At 73.5% G+C, this 19729-nt stretch carries 7 protein-coding genes and 21 pseudogenes; 13 read left to right on the top strand and 15 right to left on the bottom strand.

Going from position 1 to position 19729, the window contains the following annotated elements:
- Positions 1–342 precede the first annotated feature (342 nt).
- A pseudogene (gene cysC / locus UK94_RS22190) lies at positions 343–1796 on the top strand (adenylyl-sulfate kinase); the annotation flags it as partial.
- 1 nt (position 1797) lies between these two features.
- On the top strand, positions 1798–1929 hold a 132-nt coding region (locus tag UK94_RS61710; protein WP_235489246.1), incomplete at its 5' end, for a hypothetical protein.
- Between the two features lie 87 nt (positions 1930–2016).
- On the opposite strand, the pseudogene UK94_RS61705 reads toward UK94_RS61710, so the two are convergent.
- The 11 genes and pseudogenes from UK94_RS61705 to hemE all read right to left on the bottom strand — a co-directional run.
- Positions 2017–2463: pseudogene (locus UK94_RS61705) on the bottom strand (sugar transferase); the annotation flags it as partial.
- A gap of 1 nt (position 2464) precedes the next feature.
- Positions 2465–2901 (bottom strand): annotated as a pseudogene (locus UK94_RS61700) (sugar transferase); the annotation flags it as partial.
- A gap of 1 nt (position 2902) precedes the next feature.
- Positions 2903–3022: pseudogene (locus UK94_RS61695) on the bottom strand (hypothetical protein); the annotation flags it as partial.
- Position 3023: 1 nt separating this feature from the next.
- Positions 3024–3678, bottom strand: a pseudogene (locus UK94_RS61690) (sugar transferase); the annotation flags it as partial.
- 1044 nt (positions 3679–4722) lie between these two features.
- Positions 4723–5134: pseudogene (locus UK94_RS61685) on the bottom strand (chlorite dismutase family protein); the annotation flags it as partial.
- A 1-nt stretch (position 5135) separates the two neighbouring features.
- A pseudogene (locus UK94_RS61680) lies at positions 5136–5327 on the bottom strand (chlorite dismutase family protein); the annotation flags it as partial.
- A 1-nt stretch (position 5328) separates the two neighbouring features.
- Positions 5329–5418, bottom strand: a pseudogene (locus UK94_RS61675) (chlorite dismutase); the annotation flags it as partial.
- A gap of 54 nt (positions 5419–5472) precedes the next feature.
- Positions 5473–6586, bottom strand: a pseudogene (gene hemG, locus UK94_RS22175) (protoporphyrinogen oxidase); the annotation flags it as partial.
- A gap of 1 nt (position 6587) precedes the next feature.
- Positions 6588–6770: pseudogene (locus tag UK94_RS61670) on the bottom strand (protoporphyrinogen oxidase); the annotation flags it as partial.
- 1 nt (position 6771) lies between these two features.
- Positions 6772–6960 (bottom strand): FAD-dependent oxidoreductase (locus UK94_RS61665; RefSeq protein ID WP_235489197.1); only part of this gene is annotated, 189 nt, incomplete at its 3' end.
- A gap of 163 nt (positions 6961–7123) precedes the next feature.
- Complete coding sequence (gene hemE, locus UK94_RS22170; protein ID WP_231861588.1) at positions 7124–8419, bottom strand: uroporphyrinogen decarboxylase; 1296 nt, start codon at positions 8417–8419, stop codon at positions 7124–7126.
- Between the two features lie 402 nt (positions 8420–8821).
- Here hemE and UK94_RS61660 point away from each other — a divergent pair.
- The 10 genes and pseudogenes from UK94_RS61660 to UK94_RS22140 all read left to right on the top strand — a co-directional run.
- Positions 8822–9021 (top strand): annotated as a pseudogene (locus tag UK94_RS61660) (DUF3817 domain-containing protein); the annotation flags it as partial.
- A 1-nt stretch (position 9022) separates the two neighbouring features.
- A pseudogene (locus UK94_RS61655) lies at positions 9023–9161 on the top strand (DUF3817 domain-containing protein); the annotation flags it as partial.
- 302 nt (positions 9162–9463) lie between these two features.
- The gene (locus UK94_RS22160; protein WP_041939053.1) at positions 9464–9769 is read left to right on the top strand and encodes a hypothetical protein; all 306 of its coding nucleotides are present in this window, start codon (positions 9464–9466) and stop codon (positions 9767–9769) included.
- Positions 9770–10008: 239 nt separating this feature from the next.
- The gene (locus UK94_RS22155) at positions 10009–10668 is read left to right on the top strand and encodes a DUF3000 domain-containing protein (RefSeq protein WP_041939052.1); all 660 of its coding nucleotides are present in this window, start codon (positions 10009–10011) and stop codon (positions 10666–10668) included.
- Between the two features lie 229 nt (positions 10669–10897).
- Positions 10898–11829: pseudogene (locus tag UK94_RS61650) on the top strand (HRDC domain-containing protein); the annotation flags it as partial.
- Position 11830: 1 nt separating this feature from the next.
- Positions 11831–12478: pseudogene (locus UK94_RS61645) on the top strand (ribonuclease D); the annotation flags it as partial.
- Positions 12479–12737: 259 nt separating this feature from the next.
- Positions 12738–12903 (top strand): annotated as a pseudogene (locus tag UK94_RS61640) (acetyl-CoA C-acyltransferase); the annotation flags it as partial.
- 59 nt (positions 12904–12962) lie between these two features.
- A pseudogene (locus tag UK94_RS22145) lies at positions 12963–13804 on the top strand (thiolase family protein); the annotation flags it as partial.
- Position 13805: 1 nt separating this feature from the next.
- Positions 13806–13958: pseudogene (locus UK94_RS61625) on the top strand (acetyl-CoA C-acyltransferase); the annotation flags it as partial.
- Between the two features lie 39 nt (positions 13959–13997).
- Positions 13998–16145, top strand: coding sequence for a 3-hydroxyacyl-CoA dehydrogenase NAD-binding domain-containing protein (locus UK94_RS22140; protein ID WP_055751373.1), 2148 nt, complete (start codon positions 13998–14000; stop codon positions 16143–16145).
- A 264-nt stretch (positions 16146–16409) separates the two neighbouring features.
- Here UK94_RS22140 and UK94_RS22135 read toward each other — a convergent pair.
- The 4 genes and pseudogenes from UK94_RS22135 to UK94_RS61610 form a co-directional block, all read right to left on the bottom strand.
- Positions 16410–17073 (bottom strand): HipA domain-containing protein (locus UK94_RS22135; protein WP_235489195.1); only part of this gene is annotated, 664 nt, incomplete at its 3' end.
- 702 nt (positions 17074–17775) lie between these two features.
- Positions 17776–18314: pseudogene (locus UK94_RS61620) on the bottom strand (hypothetical protein); the annotation flags it as partial.
- Between the two features lies 1 nt (position 18315).
- Positions 18316–18622: pseudogene (locus tag UK94_RS61615) on the bottom strand (DUF262 domain-containing protein); the annotation flags it as partial.
- Position 18623: 1 nt separating this feature from the next.
- Positions 18624–18775, bottom strand: a pseudogene (locus UK94_RS61610) (DUF262 domain-containing protein); the annotation flags it as partial.
- A 238-nt stretch (positions 18776–19013) separates the two neighbouring features.
- Here UK94_RS61610 and UK94_RS61605 point away from each other — a divergent pair.
- Positions 19014–19323, top strand: a pseudogene (locus UK94_RS61605) (TetR family transcriptional regulator); the annotation flags it as partial.
- Between the last annotated feature and the right edge of the window lie 406 nt (positions 19324–19729).

Genomic DNA, 19729 nt, shown 5'->3' with positions numbered 1-19729 from the left:
CATCCGGATCCCGATCCCGACCGCCTCCCGAAGCCGGGCGCCACGGGCGCAACCGACCCGTCGCACGGGCCCGCCGCCGACGATCGGCTGCTGCGCCTGGTGACGCCGGACCGCGCCGCGGAGCTGACGACGGCCTCTCTCGGCTGGCCGTCGCTCACCCTGACGCCGGTGCAGCTCGCCGAGCTGGAGCTGCTGCTCGTCGGCGCCTTCGGTCCGAACCCCGGCTACCCGGCGGCGCAGGAGCTGGCCGGCGTGCCGGTGCCCATCCTCGCCGTGCCGGCCGCCGACGCCGAGCCGCTGGCGGCCGGGGACACCGTCGCCCTGCGCGACCCGGAGGGGGTGATGATCGCCGCCCTGCACGTACGCACCCTGCTGCCGGCCCCGGCCGGGTCCACCGTGCGCCTGGTCGGCACGCTGGACGGGGTGCGCCTGCCGCACCACCCGGACCACCCGGCGCTACGGCTGACCCCGGACCAGCTCCGTGCCGAGCTGCGCGCCCGCGGCTGGACCGGTCCGCAGGTGGGAGCCGGGGCGGCGTGGGCGGTCTGGGCCGATGGCCTGCTGCACACCGCGGACGTGGGGCGCATCCGCGCGCTGACCCGGCAGGGCAAGCGCTGCGTGGTGCTCGCCCCGGTGGGCGGTGCCGACCCGGCGGATGCCGGGCATCACCTGCGGGTCCGTTGCCTGCAGGCCGCGCTCGACGCCGTGGACGCGCCGCTGCGCCCGAGCGAGGCGACCCTGGCCTCCGAGGCGGTGGCCTCCGACGCCATCGCGGCGGGCGCCGCCGGCCGCCGCCACGAGCCGGGTCCCGATCCCTACCGCCGCCCGGGCACCGGCGACCACCCGCCGCGTCACCGCAGCCTGCTGGTCCTCGTCCCGGCCGTCCCCTCGGCGCTGCTGGCCACCCCCCGGGAGCCCGGGATGAGCGCGACGGTCCTGCCGCCCGCCGGCGGCACGCGCCATCCGCTGGCCCCCGGCCCGGCCGGCTTCGAACCGGCCGGCTTCGAACCGAGCGGCCTCGAACCGAGCGGCTTCGAACCGAGCGGCCTCGAACCGAGCGGCCTCGAACCGGCGGCGCTGTCGTCGGCTGGCCCGGCACCGGCCGGGGTGGCCCCGGCGGCCATTCCCCTCGAACCGGACGGCGGCGCCGCGGGCGCAACGCCGTCGGCGAACGCAGACGCCGAGGTGCTGGCCCGGCTCACCGCCCAACGCGCGCACCTGGCCAGCAGCTACGGCCTGTCCGGCAGCCTGATCGGCCCGGCGATCGGCGCGCCCGGCCGCCAGGAGCTGGCCTCCCTGCTCGACGCCGGCGGGCCGATCCCCGCCGAGCTGACCCCGCCCGCGGTGGCCGCGGAGCTCGCCCGGGCGATCCCCCCGCGCTCCCAGCGCGGGCTGACCATCTTCTTCACCGGGCTGTCCGGGTCCGGCAAGTCGACCCTGGCCGGGCTGCTGGTCTGCCGGCTGCTCGAGCAGGGCGGACGGCGGATCACCCTGCTCGACGGGGACGTCGTGCGCACCCACCTGTCCCAGGGCCTGGGCTTCTCCCGCGCCGACCGGGACCTCAACGTGCGCCGCATCGGGTTCGTCGCCGCGCAGGTGGCCGGGGCGGGCGGCACCGCGGTCTGCGCGCCGATCGCGCCCTACGCGCGGGTGCGCACGCAGGTCCGCGAGATGGTCCAGGCGGCCGGCGGCGGCTTCGTCCTGGTTCATGTCTCGACGCCGCTCGAGGTCTGCGAGGCGCGCGACCGCAAGGGCCTCTACGCCAAGGCCCGAGCCGGCGTCATCCCCGCGTTCACNGGGGTGTCGGACCCGTACGAGCAACCCGCCGACGCCGATGTCACGGTGGACACCGCGCAGCTTTCCGGGGACGAGGCCGTCGACCGCATCCTCGATCACCTACGCGTCGCCGGCTGGCTCACCCCCGCGTAGTCCGTCGGGCCGCCCGGCCGCTCCCGGCCGGAAGCCCGCCAGCCGGTCGGTCGGTCGGGCCGGCCGGCCGGGTCAGGTCAGGCCAGCTCAGTAGGCGCCTTCGCGGCGCAGGACGGCGAAGACGGTCCGCCAGAGGATGACGAAGTCCATCGCCAGCGACCAGTTCTCCACGTAGCGCAGGTCGAGGCGGACCGACTCGTCCCACTCCAGGTCCGAGCGTCCGCTGATCTGCCACAGGCCGGTCAGACCGGGCTTCACCATCAGCCGGCGGTGCACGTCGTCCTCGTAGCGGGCGACCTCCGAGGGCAGCGGCGGGCGCGGCCCGACCAACGACATGCTGCCGTTGAGCACATTGATCAACTGTGGCAGCTCGTCGAGCGACCACTTGCGCAGGAACTTCCCGACGCGGGTGATCCGAGGGTCGTCGCGCATCTTGAACAGCAGGCCCTCGGCGCGCTCGTTACGCGACTCCAGCTCGGCCTTGCGCGCCTCCGCGTCCACGTACATGGACCGGAACTTGAACATCGTGAAGTGNTCGCCGCCCCGGCCGACCCGGATCTGCTTGAACAGCGCCGGGCCGCGGCTGGTGAGCCGGACCGCGATCCCGAGGCCGAGCAGGACCGGCAGGAACAGCAGGATCACCGTGCCGGCGACGCAGCGGTCGAACACGCCCTTCATGACCCGGCGGGTCCCGCTGAGCTCCGGCTCCTCGATGTGCAGCAGGGGCAGCCCGGCCACCGGGCGGATCGAGATCCGCGGGCCGGTCACGTCGGTCAGCGCCGAGGAGACGAGCACGTCGACGTCGCTGCCCTCGAGCGTCCACAGCACCCGGCGCAGGGTCTCGCCGTCCATCTGCGGGCAGATCGCGACGGTGGTGGCGTGGGTGGCGGTGATGGCGGTGTGCAGGGTCTCCGAGGTGCCCACGATCGGCACTCCGAGCAGGTCGAACCCGCTGCGCTCCGGGCGGTCGTGNCTGTGCCGGCCCGGCGAGCGGTCGAGCACCACGCCGACCACGGACCAGCCCGACGTCGGGTCGCGCTGGGCGAGGCGGACCAGCGTGGCGGCGGACTCGCCGGCACCGACCACGAGGACCNGGTGCAGGCAGCGCCCGGCGCGGCGCATCCGATGCAGGATCCCCCGCCCGATGACCCGGCCGGCCACCGACAGCAGGGTCGCCGCGGGGAACGCGATGAGGACGTAGCTGCGGGCGATCTCGGCCTTGGTCGCGTACGAGATGATCGCGAGCGCGGCCGTGAACCTGGCCGCGGCGTTGACCACCCGGCGGAACTCCTCCGACCCACCGCCGAGGAACCGGCTCTCGTAGGCCCGGTTCAGCGACATGGCGAGCACCCACGCGACCGGCAGCAGCACCGTCATGAGGATGTACGGCTTGATCGACACCGGCTTGGTCTCGAAGTCGACGAGGTCGCCGAACCGCACGAAGAACGCCAGCCCCGCGGCGACCACGCAGGCCGCCGCGTCGAACAGGATCAGTAGCCGCACGTAGCGGCGCTCCCAGGTGACCTGCGCCCGGTAGGCCACGTTCTCCAGCGCCGCGACCGAGTGCGCGCGGGCGACGCTGTGGCGGCCGCCGGTGCCGGTCCAGCCGGGCTGCCCGCCCGGGGGCGTCGCGGCGTGGTCCGCCGGTGCGGCGGCCCCGGGCCTGGTCTGCGGCGGGTAGGGCGACGGGCCGGGCCGGGTGCGCGGGACGAAGTTCGACCCGGCGGAGGCGCGGGCGTCCCCCGACATCGTCTCCGTCACGCGTGGCCCTCCCCGGGAGCGTGACCCGCGGGACAGCGCCGCCCGACCGGTCCGCCCGAACGACGACTCCCGACGGAACACCCCGCCGTCGCCTCCGCGGCGACAGTCGCCTGAAATGTACGAATCGAACAAACTGTCCGAATCGTCCGCCCTGGTCGCATGGTGGGGGTCATGACGATGCCCCGAGCTGCGCCGATCGTCGACCGCTCCGTGGTCGCCACAACGCGTCGGATCTCGGGTGCGGTCCGGGCCCGACCCCATCCTGCCGCGGTTCTCGGTATGCCTCGCGTGGACGGCCGAGAGCTCAACCATCGGTGATGCATCGACCGGACCTCCAGCGATCTTCCCCCGCCACTGACTGTGGGCCACCGCGGACGGCGGGCCGGCTGTTCGCGCACTGCCCGGCGTTGCGTCGGGGTGCACACCGGTGCGAACCGGACCGCCGGCCACCGACGCGGCCGGCACTCCTGGTCACGGGCAACGTTACCGGCTCTCCTCAGCCGATCTACCGGGGGCCCGCGAAGCAGGTGCCGGACGACGCCGCGACCGCCGACTGTTGCGGCGGCGTCATCCGTCCGTTTGTGGCGACTCAAGGTAGCAGAGATGACGTCGATCGCCGGTAACCCGCCGTAGCGAAATTCCCGCGTTCAATCGTGGATACCGAAATTCCGGACAGCACACGCCGGCCGCACGCTGCGTATACAGGAAGCGGCTGGACTGCTACTGTGCGTCATGGCTCTTCGGCTCCGGCCGGGGAGCCGTCGGCTGCCCGGCCCGTACGGGCGCCGTCGGGGTGGAAACTGTGCGATCCGGCTCGCGCCTGCGCGAGCCGGGGGGCACGGATACGGGACGGTCGGCGCCTGCCGGACGGGTGGGGGCGCCCAGGCAGGCGCCGGCTGCGGGTGTCAGCCGGCCCCGGCGGCACGCGCCGCAGACAGGACCGACGGCGCCGCGCGCCGGAGGGACGGCACGGTCGCGCGGCGCAGCGTCGTGGCGGGGCTGTGCGGGCGGCTCAGCGCGGCCGCCACCGGGTCAGGGCAGGGCGGCGACGATGTCGGCGAGGGACTTGCGGGCGCCGCTGTAGAACGGGGTCTCCAGCCGGGTGTGCCGACGGGTGGCGCTCCCCCGCAGGTGGCGGATGCAGTCGACGATGCGGTGCAGCTCGTCGGCCTCGAACGCGAGCAGCCACTCGTAGTCGCCCAGGCCGAACGCGGCGACCGTGTTGGCCCGGACGTCCTCGAACTCGCGGCCCATGATCCCGTGCTCGGCGAGCAGCCCGCGCCGCTCGTACTCCGGCAGCAGGTACCACTCCAGAGACCGGTTGAACGGATAGACGCAGATGTACCCGCGCGGGTCCTCCCGGCGGACGAACGCCGGGATGTGGTTGCGGTTGAACTCCGCCGGGCGGTGCAGCCCGACGGCCGACCACACGGGCCGCAGATGGNCGCCCAGCGCCGTCTGGCGGAACCGCTGGTAGGTCTCCTGCAGCAGGTCGGGGTCCGGGCTGGTCCACCAGACCATCAGGTCCGCGTCGGCCCGGTAGCCCGAGATCTCGTACGTTCCGCGGGTGTAGACGTCCTTCGCCAGTGCCCCTTCCAGCAGGGCGTCGGCCTCGTCGATCAGGGGGGTCCGATCGGNGGGCAGCGGGCGGTCGGCGGCGAAGACCGACCACCCGGTGTAGAGGAGCTCGGCGTTGAGCTCCTGAACGGACTTCGTGGACTCCGGCATACCCGTCTCCTCCATCACCCCGCACCGACCGGACCGGCCGGTGCGGGTCGTTCCTCAGACTCCCGGGCCCAGCGGACCCACCGGCCCCACCGGATCGGTCGGCTCCACCGGATCGGTCGATCCCACCGGATCGGTCGATCCCGACGGCTCCGCCGGACTGCCCTGGGCCGTCCGGACGGCGCGCAGCACCGCGGCGGCGGCGGCCTCCCCGGAGCGGATGCAGGCCGGGATGCCGACGCCGTCGTAGCCGGCGCCGGCGAGCGCGAGGCCCGCGGGCAGCGCCCGGCGCACGCCGGCGATCCGGCTCAGATGGCCCGGGAGGTACTGCGGCAGCGCGCCGCCCCACCGGCTCACCCTGGTGGCGATCGGACGCGCCGTCAGCCCCGTGATCTGGGCGATCTCCGCCGCGGCCACGCCGGCGAGCTCGGTGTCGCCGCGCTGCAGGTCGTGCTCGGCGCCGGCGCGGCCGATGCTGGCCCGGACCACCGTGAACCGGCCGGCGCGGACATGCGGCCACTTCGTGGTCAGGAAGGTGGCCGCCTTCACCGACGTACCCGCCCGCGCCGGCACCAGGAAACCGCTGCCCGGCGGCGGGGTGACGTCCCGGTAGACCAGCGTGATCAGGCCGACGGAGGCGTAGGGGACACCGGCGAGCGGGGCCGCCGCGTGCGGGGCCAGCGGGCTCAGCAGTGTCCGGGCCACCCCGGCGGGCACGGCGAGGATCACCGCGTCGGCCGTCAGCGGCTCGGGCTTCTCCCCGCCGCCGACCCGGTCGCAGACGACCCGCCAGCCTCCGGCGGTGCGTTCCACGGCGCGCACCAGCACGCCGGTGCGCACGGTCGCGCCGGACCGCTCGGCCAGCCGCGTCGCGAACGACCCCAGGCCGCCGCGCAGGCTGGCGAACAGCGGCGTCGTCGACGCCGACGCGGCCGGGGCGGTGCGGGCCCGCACCCGGTGGGCGCCGAGCAGCAGCGACCGGTCCTCGGTCAGGATCGGGACGAGCTGCGGCACGGTGGCCCGCAGGGACAGCGCGTCGGCCCGCCCGGCGTACACCCCGCCGAGCAGCGGGTCGACCAGCAGGTCGACGACCTCGCGCCCGACCCGGGCGCCGACGAAGCCGCCCACGGTGGGGTCGTCGGGGAAGCGGGTGCGCGGCAGGGCCAGGTCGNCCGCGGCCCGCAGCAGCCCCCAGGGGGACAACACCCCGGAGCGGACCAGGCCGAAGGCGTCGGTCGGCACGCCGAGCATGGTGTTCGGCGGGATCGGCCGCAGCCGGCCCCGGATCCACAGCGACGCCGAGGTCGTCGCCGGATGCACGATGTCGTGGCCGAGGCCGATCTGCCTGGCCAGCCNCAGACCGTCGGGGACGCGAGCGAGGAACGACTCGGCGCCCTCCTCGACGTCCATCCCCTCGATCGGGGTGGTGCGCAGCTTGCCGCCGACGCGCTCCCCCGCGTCCAGGACGGTCACCTCGGCGTGGCCGGACAGGGCATGGGCCGCGGCGAGCCCGGCGACTCCCCCACCGACGATGACAACCCGCACGTTCCTGCCGCCCTTCACGATGAGTGGTGCCGTTCCACCAGGATTCACCATCGCGTCGCGCCCGCCCGCAGGCGGGNCGCGTCCCGGCGGCGGATCACGCTGTGGTGGCGGACCGGGCCCCGATGGTGGTGGAGCTGTAACCGGCCGTCGGTCGCCGGCCGGATCAACCGGCGTGGACGAGGTCGACGATGTGCGCGAGCACGCCCGGGTCGGTCTCCGGCAGGACGCCGTGGCCGAGGTTGAACACGTGCCCCTCCGCCTTCGCGCCGCGGGCCAGGACGTCGCCGACCTTGGCGGCGAGCACGGGCTCGGGCGCGAACACCGCCGCCGGGTCGAGGTTGCCCTGCACCGCCCGGCCCGGCCCGATCCGGCGCGCGGCCTCGTCGAGGGGAACCCGCCAGTCGACCCCGACGACGTCGGCACCCACCTGGCCCATGGCGGCGAGCAGCTCGCCGGTGTTGACGCCGAAGTGGATACGCGGCACCTCGCCGGCGAAGGCCGCCAGCACGCGCGCGCTGTGCGGTGCGACGTAACGCCGGTAGTCGTCCTCGCTGAGCGCACCGGCCCAGGAGTCGAACAGCTGCACCGCGTCGACGCCGGCGTCGACCTGGACCCGCAGGAAGGCGGTGGTGATGGTGGCCAGCCGGTCGAGCAGCTCGTGCCAGAGCTCCGGCTCGCCGTACATCATCGCCTTGGTACGCAGGTGGTTGCGGCTCGGGCCGCCCTCGACGAGGTAGCTGGCCAGGGTGAACGGCGCGCCCGCGAAACCGATCAGCGGGGTGCCGCCGAGCTCGCCGAGCAGGTCGCGGACCGCCTGCGTGACGTAGGGGACGTCGTCCGGTTCGAGCGCACGCAGTGCCGCGAGCCGGGCGGAGTCGCGCACCGGCTCCGCGACGACCGGCCCGACCCCGGCGACGATGTCGATGTCGAGCCCGATCGCCACCAGCGGCACGACGATGTCGGAGAAGAAGATCGCCGCGTCCGGCCGGAAGCGACGCACCGGCTGCATGGTGATCTCGGTGATCATCGCGGGGTCGCGGCACGAGTCGAGCATCGGCACGTCGGCGCGCAGCGCCCGGTACTCGGGCAGGACGCGACCGGCCTGGCGCATGAACCAGACGGGGGTGGTCTCGGGCTGGTCCCGTCGACAGGCCCGCAGGAACGGGGCGGTGCTGGCGAGGCCGGGCCGGCGCGCGTCCGCCGAGCGCGCGGCGGCGCAACGGGGTGCGACGCCGGCGCGCGGATCGGCCGCCTCGGCACACGGGTCCGCGGCACCGGCCCGCAGGGCGGCGTCGGTGAGCGGGAGGCCGGTGGCCGAGGCGAGCCGACCGGGGCGGTGGAGGGTGTCGCCGTCCCGCGAGGGCGCGACCCGCGCCGAGGCGACCGCGACGCCGCTCGGCGCGGTCTGGACGCTGGCCGACCCGGACCCGGGCCCGGCGTCGATGTGGACGACAGACATGCCTCGATCGTTGCATGCCCGCCGCACCTGTGCCGGTGCGACCGGGGTCACTCCGATCGGCACGGGCGGGTGATGACCGGCGTCGGGGTGGTCACGGTCCGGGCCGATCGGGTCCTCCGGCGTCAGCTATCTTCTACTTTCAGTAGAAGAAGTTGCTGGTCCAGCCGGTGCCCGCCGGTCCGGACCAGCCCGAACAGCCGGGCTGACCAGGCCGACCGCAGACCACTCGGATGTGACGAAATCCGCTGTCCGCCCAGGTGAGCGGCCGGCGTGTCCGGGCGGCACCTCAGGTCCGGCGATGGTCACGATCTCGCCATGACGACCGTCCGACCGCCACGACGATTGAGGACTTGAGATGACCGATCAGGCCCCGCACGGCGGATCCCGCGTCCTGACCGCGGNCCGCGCCGTCTCGTTCGCCGAGGCGACGTCGTTCCTCCTGCTGCTCATCGCCACGGGGATCAAGTACGGCGCCGACCATCCCCAGGGGGTGAAGATCCTCGGCCCGATCCACGGCACGCTCTTTCTCGCCTACTGCGCACTCATCGGCTACCTGGCGTTCGCCGGGCGCTGGCCCCGCCGGCGCACCGTGCTGGCCCTGANCGCCTCCGTGCTGCCGGTGGCACCGTTCTTCGTGGAACGGCACTGGCTGCGCGGTGACGCCGGCCTCGCGGGCGGCACGACCCCGCCGGCCGGTCCGGGCTCGCGGCCCGTCTCCCGACCCGCCGCCCGCCGGAGCTGACGCCCCGGGCGCGGCTGCCCCGCGCGGCTGCGCGCTGCGCACCCAAGCGGGGCGAGTCGCGCGACCAGGGATCTCCCGCCCACACCCCCTCGAGACGGGCGCACGCGACACGCCGGAGGGAATGCGCGGACATCTGTCCGTCCCGTGGCACCGTCAGTCCGGTCGGAATGAGGGCAGAGGGTGCGCGTCGTCCGCGTTCCCCCTCGGCCGGCAGTCGCGGGGGCGCGGGATCCGTGGTGCAGCGCCCACCGCATCCGAGGGGACGCAACACGCAGCAGCCGTGCGCGGGGAGTGGTGTTCGAGTGGAACTGGTCCGGGTGGGCGCCGACGATCTCATCGTTCTGACCTGCACAGAATGCGGTGACGAGCGGCCGTTCGAGCAGCCGCCGTGCGCCGACGGGCACGGGGCGGACTGCCCGGAGTGGGCCTGCACCGAGTGCGGTGCGGCGGTACTCCTGGGACCGGTCCCGCTCGGGGCGCAGGCCCCGGCCGGAGGGCAGGTCCCGGCGGCCAGGTCGGCGGCGCACCCGCGAGCGGGCCGGGAGGCCGGCGCCGGGGCGCGGGATCATCGCGGCCGCGAGCGCGCCGCCGCCCGGATCCCGGCGTGAGTCTGCACAGTCCCGCCCCGCGTCCCGACTACGGCGCCGCCGCGGGCCGTCCCGCACCCTTCGGCGAGCCCGCCGCGGCGGAGGCGGTCCCCGGGCCCCGGGAGGTTCCGGTCCTGCGGGACACGGCGCACCGTTCCGGCCATCGCCTCATCGGCGTCCGTCCGCACGCAACGGGGTCGAAGCCCCACGCTCCGGCGTCTACCCAGCGCGATCAAGGTCGACGTCCTAACGTTGCCGTCATGGGGGCGGCGCAGTCGTACGAGGCGAGCCCGCCGATCTTTCTCGCCAGCACCGACGCCCTGCGCGACGGGATCGCGCGGCTGCGACCGGAGATCAGCGTGCACGAGGTCGCCGCGCCGACCCGGCTCGCGCCCCACGCCTTCGCGCTCGCCGGCGGACTGACCGGCGACGCCGCCGACCTCGCCGCCGGCCGGCTGATCGTCCTGATGGATCCGGAGGGACAGCCGGCCTGGCAGGGCAGCGCCCGCATCGTCTGCTACGCCCGGGCGAGTGTCGACCCGGAGATCGCCACCGATCCGTTGCTGGCCGACGTGGCCTGGTCGTGGCTGCGGGAGTCCCTCGACGCGCACGGCGCGCAGGTCCGTGCGCTCGGCGGCGCGGTGACGACGACCTCGTCGCGGCGGTTCGGCCTGCTGCGGGCCGAGGGGGACAGCTTCGACGTCGAGCTGCGCTGCTCCTGGTCGCCCGACTGGGCCGAGACCGCGCTCGGCGCCGGCCCGGGCGCCGCGGGCCCGCACGGCCCGGAGCCGGCTCGACCTGCCTGGAGTCCCGCCGGGGCGGCGGCCCACCTGCTGGCCTTCGGCGACCTGCTGGCCGCCATGGCCGGCCTGCCACCGGCACTGTCCGGCGTCGTGCCGCTGCCCCAGCGCCGGAGCTGAATCCGCCGGTCGCGGCCCCGCCGCGGGACCACAGCCAGGGGATTCGCGCTACCCCGTTCGGCTCGGGAGCCGGCCACCCTACCCGGTGGCGGTGTCACGATGCGTATAATTAGCGTGATTCGCTGAACAGCGCGGCTGCCTCCGCGAGGATTCAGACGTACGATCGCCGATCGTGACGTCGACGGTTCCTGAACCAACACAGCAGGTCAGCGGGGGTGTAAGCGCAAAGGTGGAGGGAGAGCCCAGCACCAGCGCCCGCGAGCCCATCCCGCTGCTCGCTCCTGTGGACGGCGTCCCACCGGTCATCGTCGACGCCGCAGCGCTCGCCGCCGCGGCCGTTCGGCTCGCGGCCGGGACGGGTCCGGTCGCCTTCGACGCCGAGCGGGCGTCCGGCTACCGCTACAGCCAGCGCGCCTACCTCGTCCAGATCCGCCGGCGGGGGGCCGGTTCGCTGCTGATCGACCCGGTCCCGCTGGGTGACCTCACCGTCATCCAGGAGGCGGTGGGTGACGCCGAATGGGTGTTGCACGCCGCCAGCCAGGACCTGCCCTGCCTGGCCGAGCTCGGGCTGCGCCCGGCCCTGCTGTTCGACACCGAGCTCGCCGGCCGGCTGCTGGGCTACGAGCGGGTCGGCCTCGGCATGATGGTCGAGCGGGTGCTCGGCTACGGCCTGGAGAAGGGCCACTCCGCGGCGGACTGGTCGACCCGGCCGCTGCCCGAGCCCTGGCTGCGCTATGCGGCGCTCGACGTCGAGCTGCTGGTGGAGCTGCGCGACGCGCTCGAGGCCGAGCTCATCGAGCAGGACAAGCTCGAGTTCGCCCGGCAGGAGTTCGCCGCGATCGTCGCGGCGCCGCCCCGGGAACCCCGCGCCGAACCGTGGCGGCGGACCAGCGGCATCCACCGGGCGCGGTCCCGGCGCCAGCTCGCGGCGGTGCGCGCCATGTGGACCGCCCGGGACCGGATGGCCCGGACGCGTGACGTCGCCCCCGGTCGGGTCCTGCCGGACAGCGCGATCATGGACGCGGTCCTCAACGCCCCCGCCGACACCGCGGCGCTGATCCGCCTGCCCATCTTCTCCGGGCCGCGGATCCGGCGGACCGCGAGCACCTGGCTGGACGCGTTGCGCAGCGCCGCGGCGCTGCCCGAGGACGAGCTGCCGGCNCCGGCCGGCCCCAGCGGCGACGGCCTGCCCCCGCCCAACCGGTGGGCCGAGCGCGATCCGGTGGCCGCCGCCCGGCTTGCCCGCGTGCGGGCGGAGCTGTCCGCTCTCGCCGCCACGTACACCATGCCGGTGGAGAACCTGCTCGAACCCGCGCTGTCCCGCCGGATCGCCTGGTCCCCGCCCGACCCGCCGACCGAGTCGGCAGTGGAGGAGACGCTGCGCGCCAGCGGCGCCCGCGCCTGGCAGCGGGAGCTGACCCGTGCGGCCCTGAGCTCCGCGCTCGTCGACCCTGAACCCGACCCGGTCGACGAGGCCGCCCCGCCCGCGCCCGAGCGTGCCGGGCGGCGGGCGGGCCGCGGCGGCGGGTCCGGGGGAGCCGGCGGCGCGGATCGCCCTCGTTCCCGCGGTGGACGCGCGGGCACCGGCCGGTCGGTGCGCGGGGCGGCCGGCCGGGCCACCGCCGGCTCTCCGGTCGGCGCGACGTCGTCGGACGGCGGCGGTGCTTCCTCCGTCGGCGCGGCTCCGGCGGGCGGCGGTCCCACCGACGCTGCCGCGCCGGGCGGCGGCGCGGCGAAGCCGTCCGCCGGGTCGGGCCCGGCCTCGGGCCCGCCGGGTGGCGCCCCCACCGCCCCCACCCACGAGCGGTAACCAGCCAGGCACCGGACTCCCCCGGCACCCGCGGGGCCCGGGGCCGGGGCTGGTGCGGCGCGCCGTACCCGCCTCGACGCGACACCGGGGGCAGACGGGACGAGTGTCCTACCGGCCGGTAACCGCTGCCGTAGGCTAACCGGTGCCGGCGGTGTCCGCGCCGGTGCTGACCGTCCGCACGGTCCCGTCGGGCCGGCGCGGGCAGTCGGTGTCCCACGCGAGGTGCCGACGGCCGCGAGCCGCCGGTGGGGAGGCCACCGTGTTCGGTTCAGCCCGCGGTTCGGTCCGTGACGTGGTCTTCGTCGACGGCGTCCGCACGCCGTTCGGCAAGGCCAAGGGCGTGTACGCCGAGACCCGGGCCGACGACCTGATCGTCCGCGTGATCCGGGAGCTGCTGCGGCGCAACCCGTCCCTGCCGCCCGAGCNCATCGACGAGGTGGCGGTCGNGGCCACCACCCAGATCGGCGACCAGGGCCTGACGATNGGCCGGATCGCCGGCGTGCTGGCGGGGCTGCCGGAGTCGGTGCCCGGCTACGCCGTCGACCGGATGTGCGCCGGGGCCGTGACCGCGGTGACCACCACGGCGTCGTCGATCGCCGTGGGCGCCTACGACGTCGCCGTCGCCGGCGGGGTGGAGCACATGGGCCGCCATCCGATGGGCGAGGGCGCCGACCTCAACCCGCGGTTCGTCGCCGAGCGGCTGGTCGACCCGTCCGCGCTGATCATGGGACTGACGGCGGAGAACGTCCACGACCGCTTCCCGGCGATCACCCGGCAGCGGGCGGACGCCTACGCCCTGGCCTCCCAGGAGAAGGTCGCCAAGGCGTACGCGAACGGCCAGATCCAGCCCGATCTGGTCCCGATGGCCGCCCGCCACGCCGACAGCGGCTGGGAGCTGGTCACCGCCGACGAGCCGCCGCGCCCGACGACGACCCTCGACGGGCTGGCGGGGCTGCGCACCCCGTTCCGGCCGCACGGCCGGGTCACGGCGGGCAACTCCGCCGGCATCAACGACGGCGCCACCGGGTGCCTGCTCGCGGCCGCCGAGGTGGCCGCGGAGCTGGGGCTGCCGGCGCGGATGACGCTGGTCGGCTACGGCTTCGCCGGGGTCGCGCCGGAGGTCATGGGCGTCGGCCCCATCCCGTCGACGGAGAAGGCGCTCGCCCGCACCGGCCTGACGATCGACGACATCGGGCTGTTCGAGCTGAACGAGGCGTTCGCCGTGCAGGTCCTGGCCTTCCTCGACCACTTCGGCATCGCCGACGACGACCCCCGGGTCAACCAGTACGGCGGGGCGATCGCGCTGGGCCATCCGCTGGCCTCCAGNGGGGTGCGGCTGATGACCCAGCTCGCCCGGCAGTTCGCCGAGCATCCCGAGGTGCGCTACGGCATGACGGCGATGTGCGTGGGTCTGGGCATGGGGGCCACCACGATCTGGGCGAACCCCCACCACGACGCCGCCACCGCGGCGGCGAGCTGACCGGGCGTTGCGCGAGATCCCATCCCAGGAGAGGGCGGCATGACGATCGACGAGGTGACCCTGGACTACCCGGACGAGGTCGTCACGGCCGCGCACGTCCGGTACGTGACGCTGCCCGGGGTGGCCGGCCCGGTCGCCCTCGTCACCCTCGACAACGGCCACGACCACACCCGGCCGAGCACCTTCGGCCCGGCCGGGCTGCGCCGGCTGCTCGCCGCCGTCGACGAGATCGAGGCGCACGATCCCCCGGTCGCCGCGATCGCCGTGACCGGCAAGCCGTTCATCTTCAGCGTCGGGGCGGACCTGGGCTTCCGGTCGTCGATCACCGAGGCGGACCGGCTGCGCCCGTCACTGGACGCGCTCGGCCGGCTCGGGCACGACGCCTTCGCCCGGCTCGGCTCCGGTCGCCTCGGCGGGCGCAGGGTCCCGACCTTCGCGCTGGTCAACGGGGCGGCGCTGGGCGGCGGCCTGGAGCTGGCGCTGCACTGCGACTACCGGGCGCTGTCCGCCGGGATTCCCGCGCTCGCCTTCCCGGAGGTGTTCCTCGGCCTGGTGCCGGCCTGGGGCGGCACCCAGCTGCTGCCGAACCTGATCGGCGCCGAGGCGGCGGTGTCCGTCATCGTCGACAACGCGCTCAGCCAGAACCGGACCCTGCGCGGGCCGCAGGCGTTCGAGCTGGGCATCGGGGACGTGCTGCTGGCGCCGGCCGACTTCCTGGAGGAGGCGCTGGCCTGGGTGGGCCGGGTGCTGCGCGGGGAGATCGACCCGGTCGCCGAGCGCCACCCGGTGCCGCGGGGCGCCGCCTGGGCCGAGGCCGTCGCCCGCGGCCGGGCGCTCGCCGACGCCCGGCTGCACGGCGCCGCGCCGGCCGCCTACCGGGCTCTCGATCTGATCGAGCTCGCCGAGACCGCTGATCGCGCCAGCGGTTTCGCCGCCGAGACCCAGGCGCTGGCCGACCTGTCGGTCAGCGGTGAGCTCGCCGCCGGGCTGTATGCGTTCGACCTGGTCCAGAAGCGGGCGAAGCGGCCGGTCGGCGGCCCGGATCCGGCGCTGGCCCGCCCGGTCACCAAGGTCGGGGTCGTCGGCGCCGGGCTGATGGCCGCCCAGCTCGCGCTCGTGTTCGCGCACCGGCTGGAGGTGCCGGTCGTGCTCACCGACATCGACGCCGAGCGCCTCGACGCCGGCGTCGCGAACGTCCACCGCGAGATCGACAACCTGCTGCTACGCCACCGGATCTCCGCCGACCAGGCCAACCGGTACAAGGCCAACGTCACCGGCTCGCTGACTAAGGACGCCTTCGCCGACGCCGACCTGGTCATCGAGGCGGTCTTCGAGGACCTGGCCGTCAAGCAGGCGGTGTTCGCCGAGCTGGAGGCCGTGGTGGCGCCCACCGCGGTGCTGCTGACGAACACCTCGGCGCTGTCGGTCACCGAGATGGCCACGCACCTGGAGCATCCCGAACGGGTTGCCGGCCTGCACTTCTTCAACCCGGTGTCCGTGCTGCCGCTCGTCGAGGTGGTCCGGGCCGTTCGCACGGACGACGCGACGATCGCGACGACGCTCGCGGTCGCCAGGAACCTGAAGAAGGACGCGGTGCTCGTCGCGGACGCGCCGGCGTTCGTCGTGAACCGGCTGCTCACCCGCTTCCTCGGCGAGGTGCTCGGCGCCGCCGAGCGGGGCGCCCCGATTGACCAGGTCGACCACGCCCTGGATCCCCTGGGGCTGCCGATGTCGCCGCTCGTCCTGCTGTCGCTGGTCGGCCCGGCGGTGGCCCTGCACGTCGCGCAGAACCTGCACGCCACCTTCCCGGACCGGTTCCGGGCGCCGACGAGCCTCGCCCGGCTGGTCGAGGCGGGCCGGGGCTCGGTCTACACCACCGGCCCGGACGGCACCCAGATCGTCGACCCCGAGGCCGCCGCGGCACTGCGCGCGGACGCCCAGGCGCAGCCGCCCACGCCCGCCGAGGTGCGCGAGGCCGCCCTGCGGGCACTCGCCGAGGAGATCCACCTCATGCTCGCCGAGAAGGTCGTCGCCGAGGCCGCCGACATCGACCTGTGCATGATCCTCGGCGCCGGCTGGCCGTTCCACCTCGGCGGGATCACCCCCTACCTGGACCGCACCGGCATCAGCGAGGCCGTCACCGGCGAACGCTTCGCCCCGCCCGGCGTCGCCACCCCGCCCCGCTGATCCCAACGGCTACCGGGCTGAGTGCAGCACCGTCCGCGTCCGGTCGATCCAGTTGCCGATGTCACCACCGAGCGCGGTACTGCGGGCGAAGGCATCCCGATCGTGCTCCCACGCCGCCGGGAGCCTCTCGCCCACCGCGGACGCGACTGCCTGCAGATCCGCCCCGGTCAATCGGCGATCAAGACCGGCCGCGATAGGCCAGCGCCGCCACCGTTTCGAACGTGCCCTCGTACTTCGCGTCCGGATACTTGTCCCGCACCTGGNCGAAGTCCTCAATGTGAATCGCCGTCCGATCCCCTTCGCCGTGTCGGTCGAAACGGCGAACCGCGTACGCCCATTCCTCGGAGTTCGGCCACATCCGGGACGGCAGGCCCTGAAGATCGTCCCGGTGGACGAGCCGGACCTCGGGTACGTCGAGCCCGACCTCGGCGGCGAGCGACATCATCACGAATTCGTTCAGCGGCACGTCTCCAAACCGCTGGTCGGGGAACTTCACCAGCCAGTCCCCGTGCTCGCCCACGGCCGGCACGGTGAGGCGATCACCAGTGGCCAGCATCGAGAACTTCAGCGCGACCCCGGCAAGCGAGAACCGCCACGGCGACACCGTGGCCGCGGAAAAGAATCCGCTCGATCTGTCCAAGCGCTCAGCAGGCCATTCGAGGGCCTCCGCGACGGATTCCATCGGGACAACCTGGACGGCCCCGGGGAGGTCATGCCCGACCTGGGCGAGCAGTTCCATCTCCCGGTCGAGCGCGACATCCCGGTCCGCCGCGATCCACTCGCGTGGGGGACCCTCAGGCAGCAGGTTCGAGAACCACCGCGGCAGGCGCAGCGCGGCCGCATACGGACCGCGGAGATCCTCCTCGAATCGGAGCCCGAGTACGGGACGGGACTCGTCGGCCAGATACTCCTCGGTGAAGGTGAACATCGTGTGGTCCCCGCGTTGCCGCAGGACACCGATGTGTCCCCTGTGCAGCAGTACCGCGTAGTGATGCTCAGTCGNAGACACTGGTCTACTCGTCCGATTCTTCCAGTTCGAGGGAGTCCAGCTCGTCCAACGCGAGGGAGTCGAGGGAAGGGGTGTCCTCGAACTCCCATTGCGCCATTCGATCGATGAATGCATTGAGNCCGACATCGATCGCGGCCTGTCGGACATCCAGAAACTCTTCGCGCCGCCCAGAGTTGAACAGTTCAATCAGGTCATCGCTCAGACAGTAGGACCGAAGGACCTCCGCACGGTCCCGCTCGTCGACGAGGACGGACGGCGAGGTCACCGACTCAAGAAAGCTGGCGACCGATTCCGCCGCGTCCGGGACGAAAAGCCGATTCGCCGCCCAGAACTGCTGCCGCTTGGGCACACCGCGCCGATAGATTCTGTGCACGGAGATGGCCGCCGTCGACTGATCGTTCAGCAGCTCCGAGAGATCACCGGCCCCCAGCCGCTCGCCCGTCAATGGCGACCTCGGCCCCAGTGCCCACCAAGAGCAGAGTATGATCTTCCCTACCGCCTCGTTCGTCCGGAAACGCCGCGCGTTCGGAAGAGACCACACCGAGGATTCCATCGACTTGGTGAGCCCCTGAACGGATTCCTCTTCCCGGCCGGGCTTCACGACGGCACAAAGGATTCTACTCATCTGCGTGAAGCTGCCCTTGAACACTCTCGGCCCGCTGACGGCCGCCCGCCAGTAGAATCGACGAAGGAGCTGGCGGTTCCAATCCCCGTATCGGGGAAGTGGCCGAAGAAACGGACGAGTACCACGAGTAGCGCGCGATAGGTCAGCAGCGAAAGATGTGGCACACCGGCGTCGTCCTGGAGGAAACGCACCGCCCGCACCTGCGCCGCCTCCCCCTCTGCGTACGCCGCCTCCTGCGACTCGTCGGAGAAGTCGGCGGTCCGGCGGTTGTCCGGAGAGAATTCGTTTCGGATATCGCGCATCGGATCCGGGCCCCGACGGGCGAGAATCGAGTGCAGCACCGTGTTCGCGTCGATCAGACCGAAACCGGTCTCCGCGTCGACCCGTTCAGCGATGCGTGCGAGCGACAGCCGCTCCGCCGCCCCCTCCACGGGGCCGGCGAACAGCGCCGAGAATATCTCGGCCCGACTCAACCGCTTCCCGTAGTTGTTCATCCGGTCGAGGATGTCGGTCAGGATCTTCTCGTCATCTTGCCNGACAAGATAGGCCGGGATCTTGTAGGTGCGAAGCACCTTGGCTATGCGCTGTGCTTCCGGAAAATACTCACGCGCGCCACGGGCAGGGTCGGCAAACCGGTCGAGCAGTCTGATCAGGTCAAAGAGAACCGGCAGTGGCAGATGATGCTCCTCGATCTCCCTGGGGCGATCGACGAACCGCTGCTCCTTGAAGTCGTAGTACACTGCGAATGGCGCATGGCGATTACCCTCCGGATGTAGAGCGTTCGCAATGCTGGTGATGCGCTGCTGACCGTCAACCACCCAAAGCGTATTCTCGCCCGCCGGGNCTGAGACTTTAATCCTGCCGATGGTGACCGCCTCGGCACCCGACTGCCGCACCCACAGCAGCATGCTGCCGATCGGATAGCCCTTGATGATGCTGTCAAAGAGGCGAACAACGTCCTGGCTGCCCCACCGAAAGTCACGTTGGAAGTGCGGANCCCGGACCCGCCCCTGCCAGGTCTCGTTGACGAGATCTTCCAACTCGTAAGTCGCCGCGCTCGGCTGGATTGCCAGTCCATCAGTCGACAGGGCAACCATCCTTCACGGTGCGAGCGAGCAGCCGCGCCCGCACCCGCACCCGCACCCNCAACGGGCCCCACAGGGCCCATGTCGGGCACAACGACGCAGCGAGTGATGACCACCTTACTGGCCCGCTGGACGCCGCAGTCCGCCCGATGCCGTCGACAGACGAGGCACGACTCATGCTGGACAAGGTAGTGAGTGGCCACTACCTTAGGGGCATGGCGACGCGGGCAGAGGGCGGCGGGCGGATGAGCGCCGAGCAGCGGCGGGCGAGCGTGCTCGCCGCGGCCGTCGTGGAGTTCGCCCACGGCGGGCTGACCGGCACGTCGACGGAGTCGATCGCGCTGCGGGCCGGCATCTCCCAGCCGTACCTGTTCCGGCTGTACCCGACGAAGAAGGCGCTGTTCCTCGCCGTCATCGCCGACACCTTCCACCGGACCGCCACACACTTCGAGCAGGCCGNCGGCGAGCTGACCGGCGAGGCCGCGCTGGACGCGATGAAGGAGTCCTACCAGGAGCTGCTGGCGGACCCCGCGTACCTGCTGAACCAGTTGCAGGCCTACTCCGGCTGCTATGACGCCGAGGTCCAGGCCGCGACCCGCACCGGATTCCACCGGCTGTGGGACNCCGTGCTCCGCATCACCGGCCTGNCCGTCGACGACGTCCGGCAGTTCTTCGCCTACGGCATGCTGTTCAACATCATCGCGGCGATGGACCTCGCCGTCCTCGACGAACAGTGGGCGCAGATGATCTGCCTCGCGGCACCGCCGGGCTCGGCCGCCAGTGTCCTGAGGCCCGACGCACCCAGCCTCGACCGTCCGGCGCCCGGCGCCCTGGGGCCCCACACCACCTGATCCGGATCGACCGC

This window comes from Frankia sp. AvcI1, assembly GCF_001420875.1.
GTDB lineage: Bacteria > Actinomycetota > Actinomycetes > Frankiales > Frankiaceae > Frankia > Frankia alni.
The sequence above is the reverse complement of the archived record's forward strand: the minus strand, read 5'-3'. Positions and strand labels throughout refer to the sequence as shown.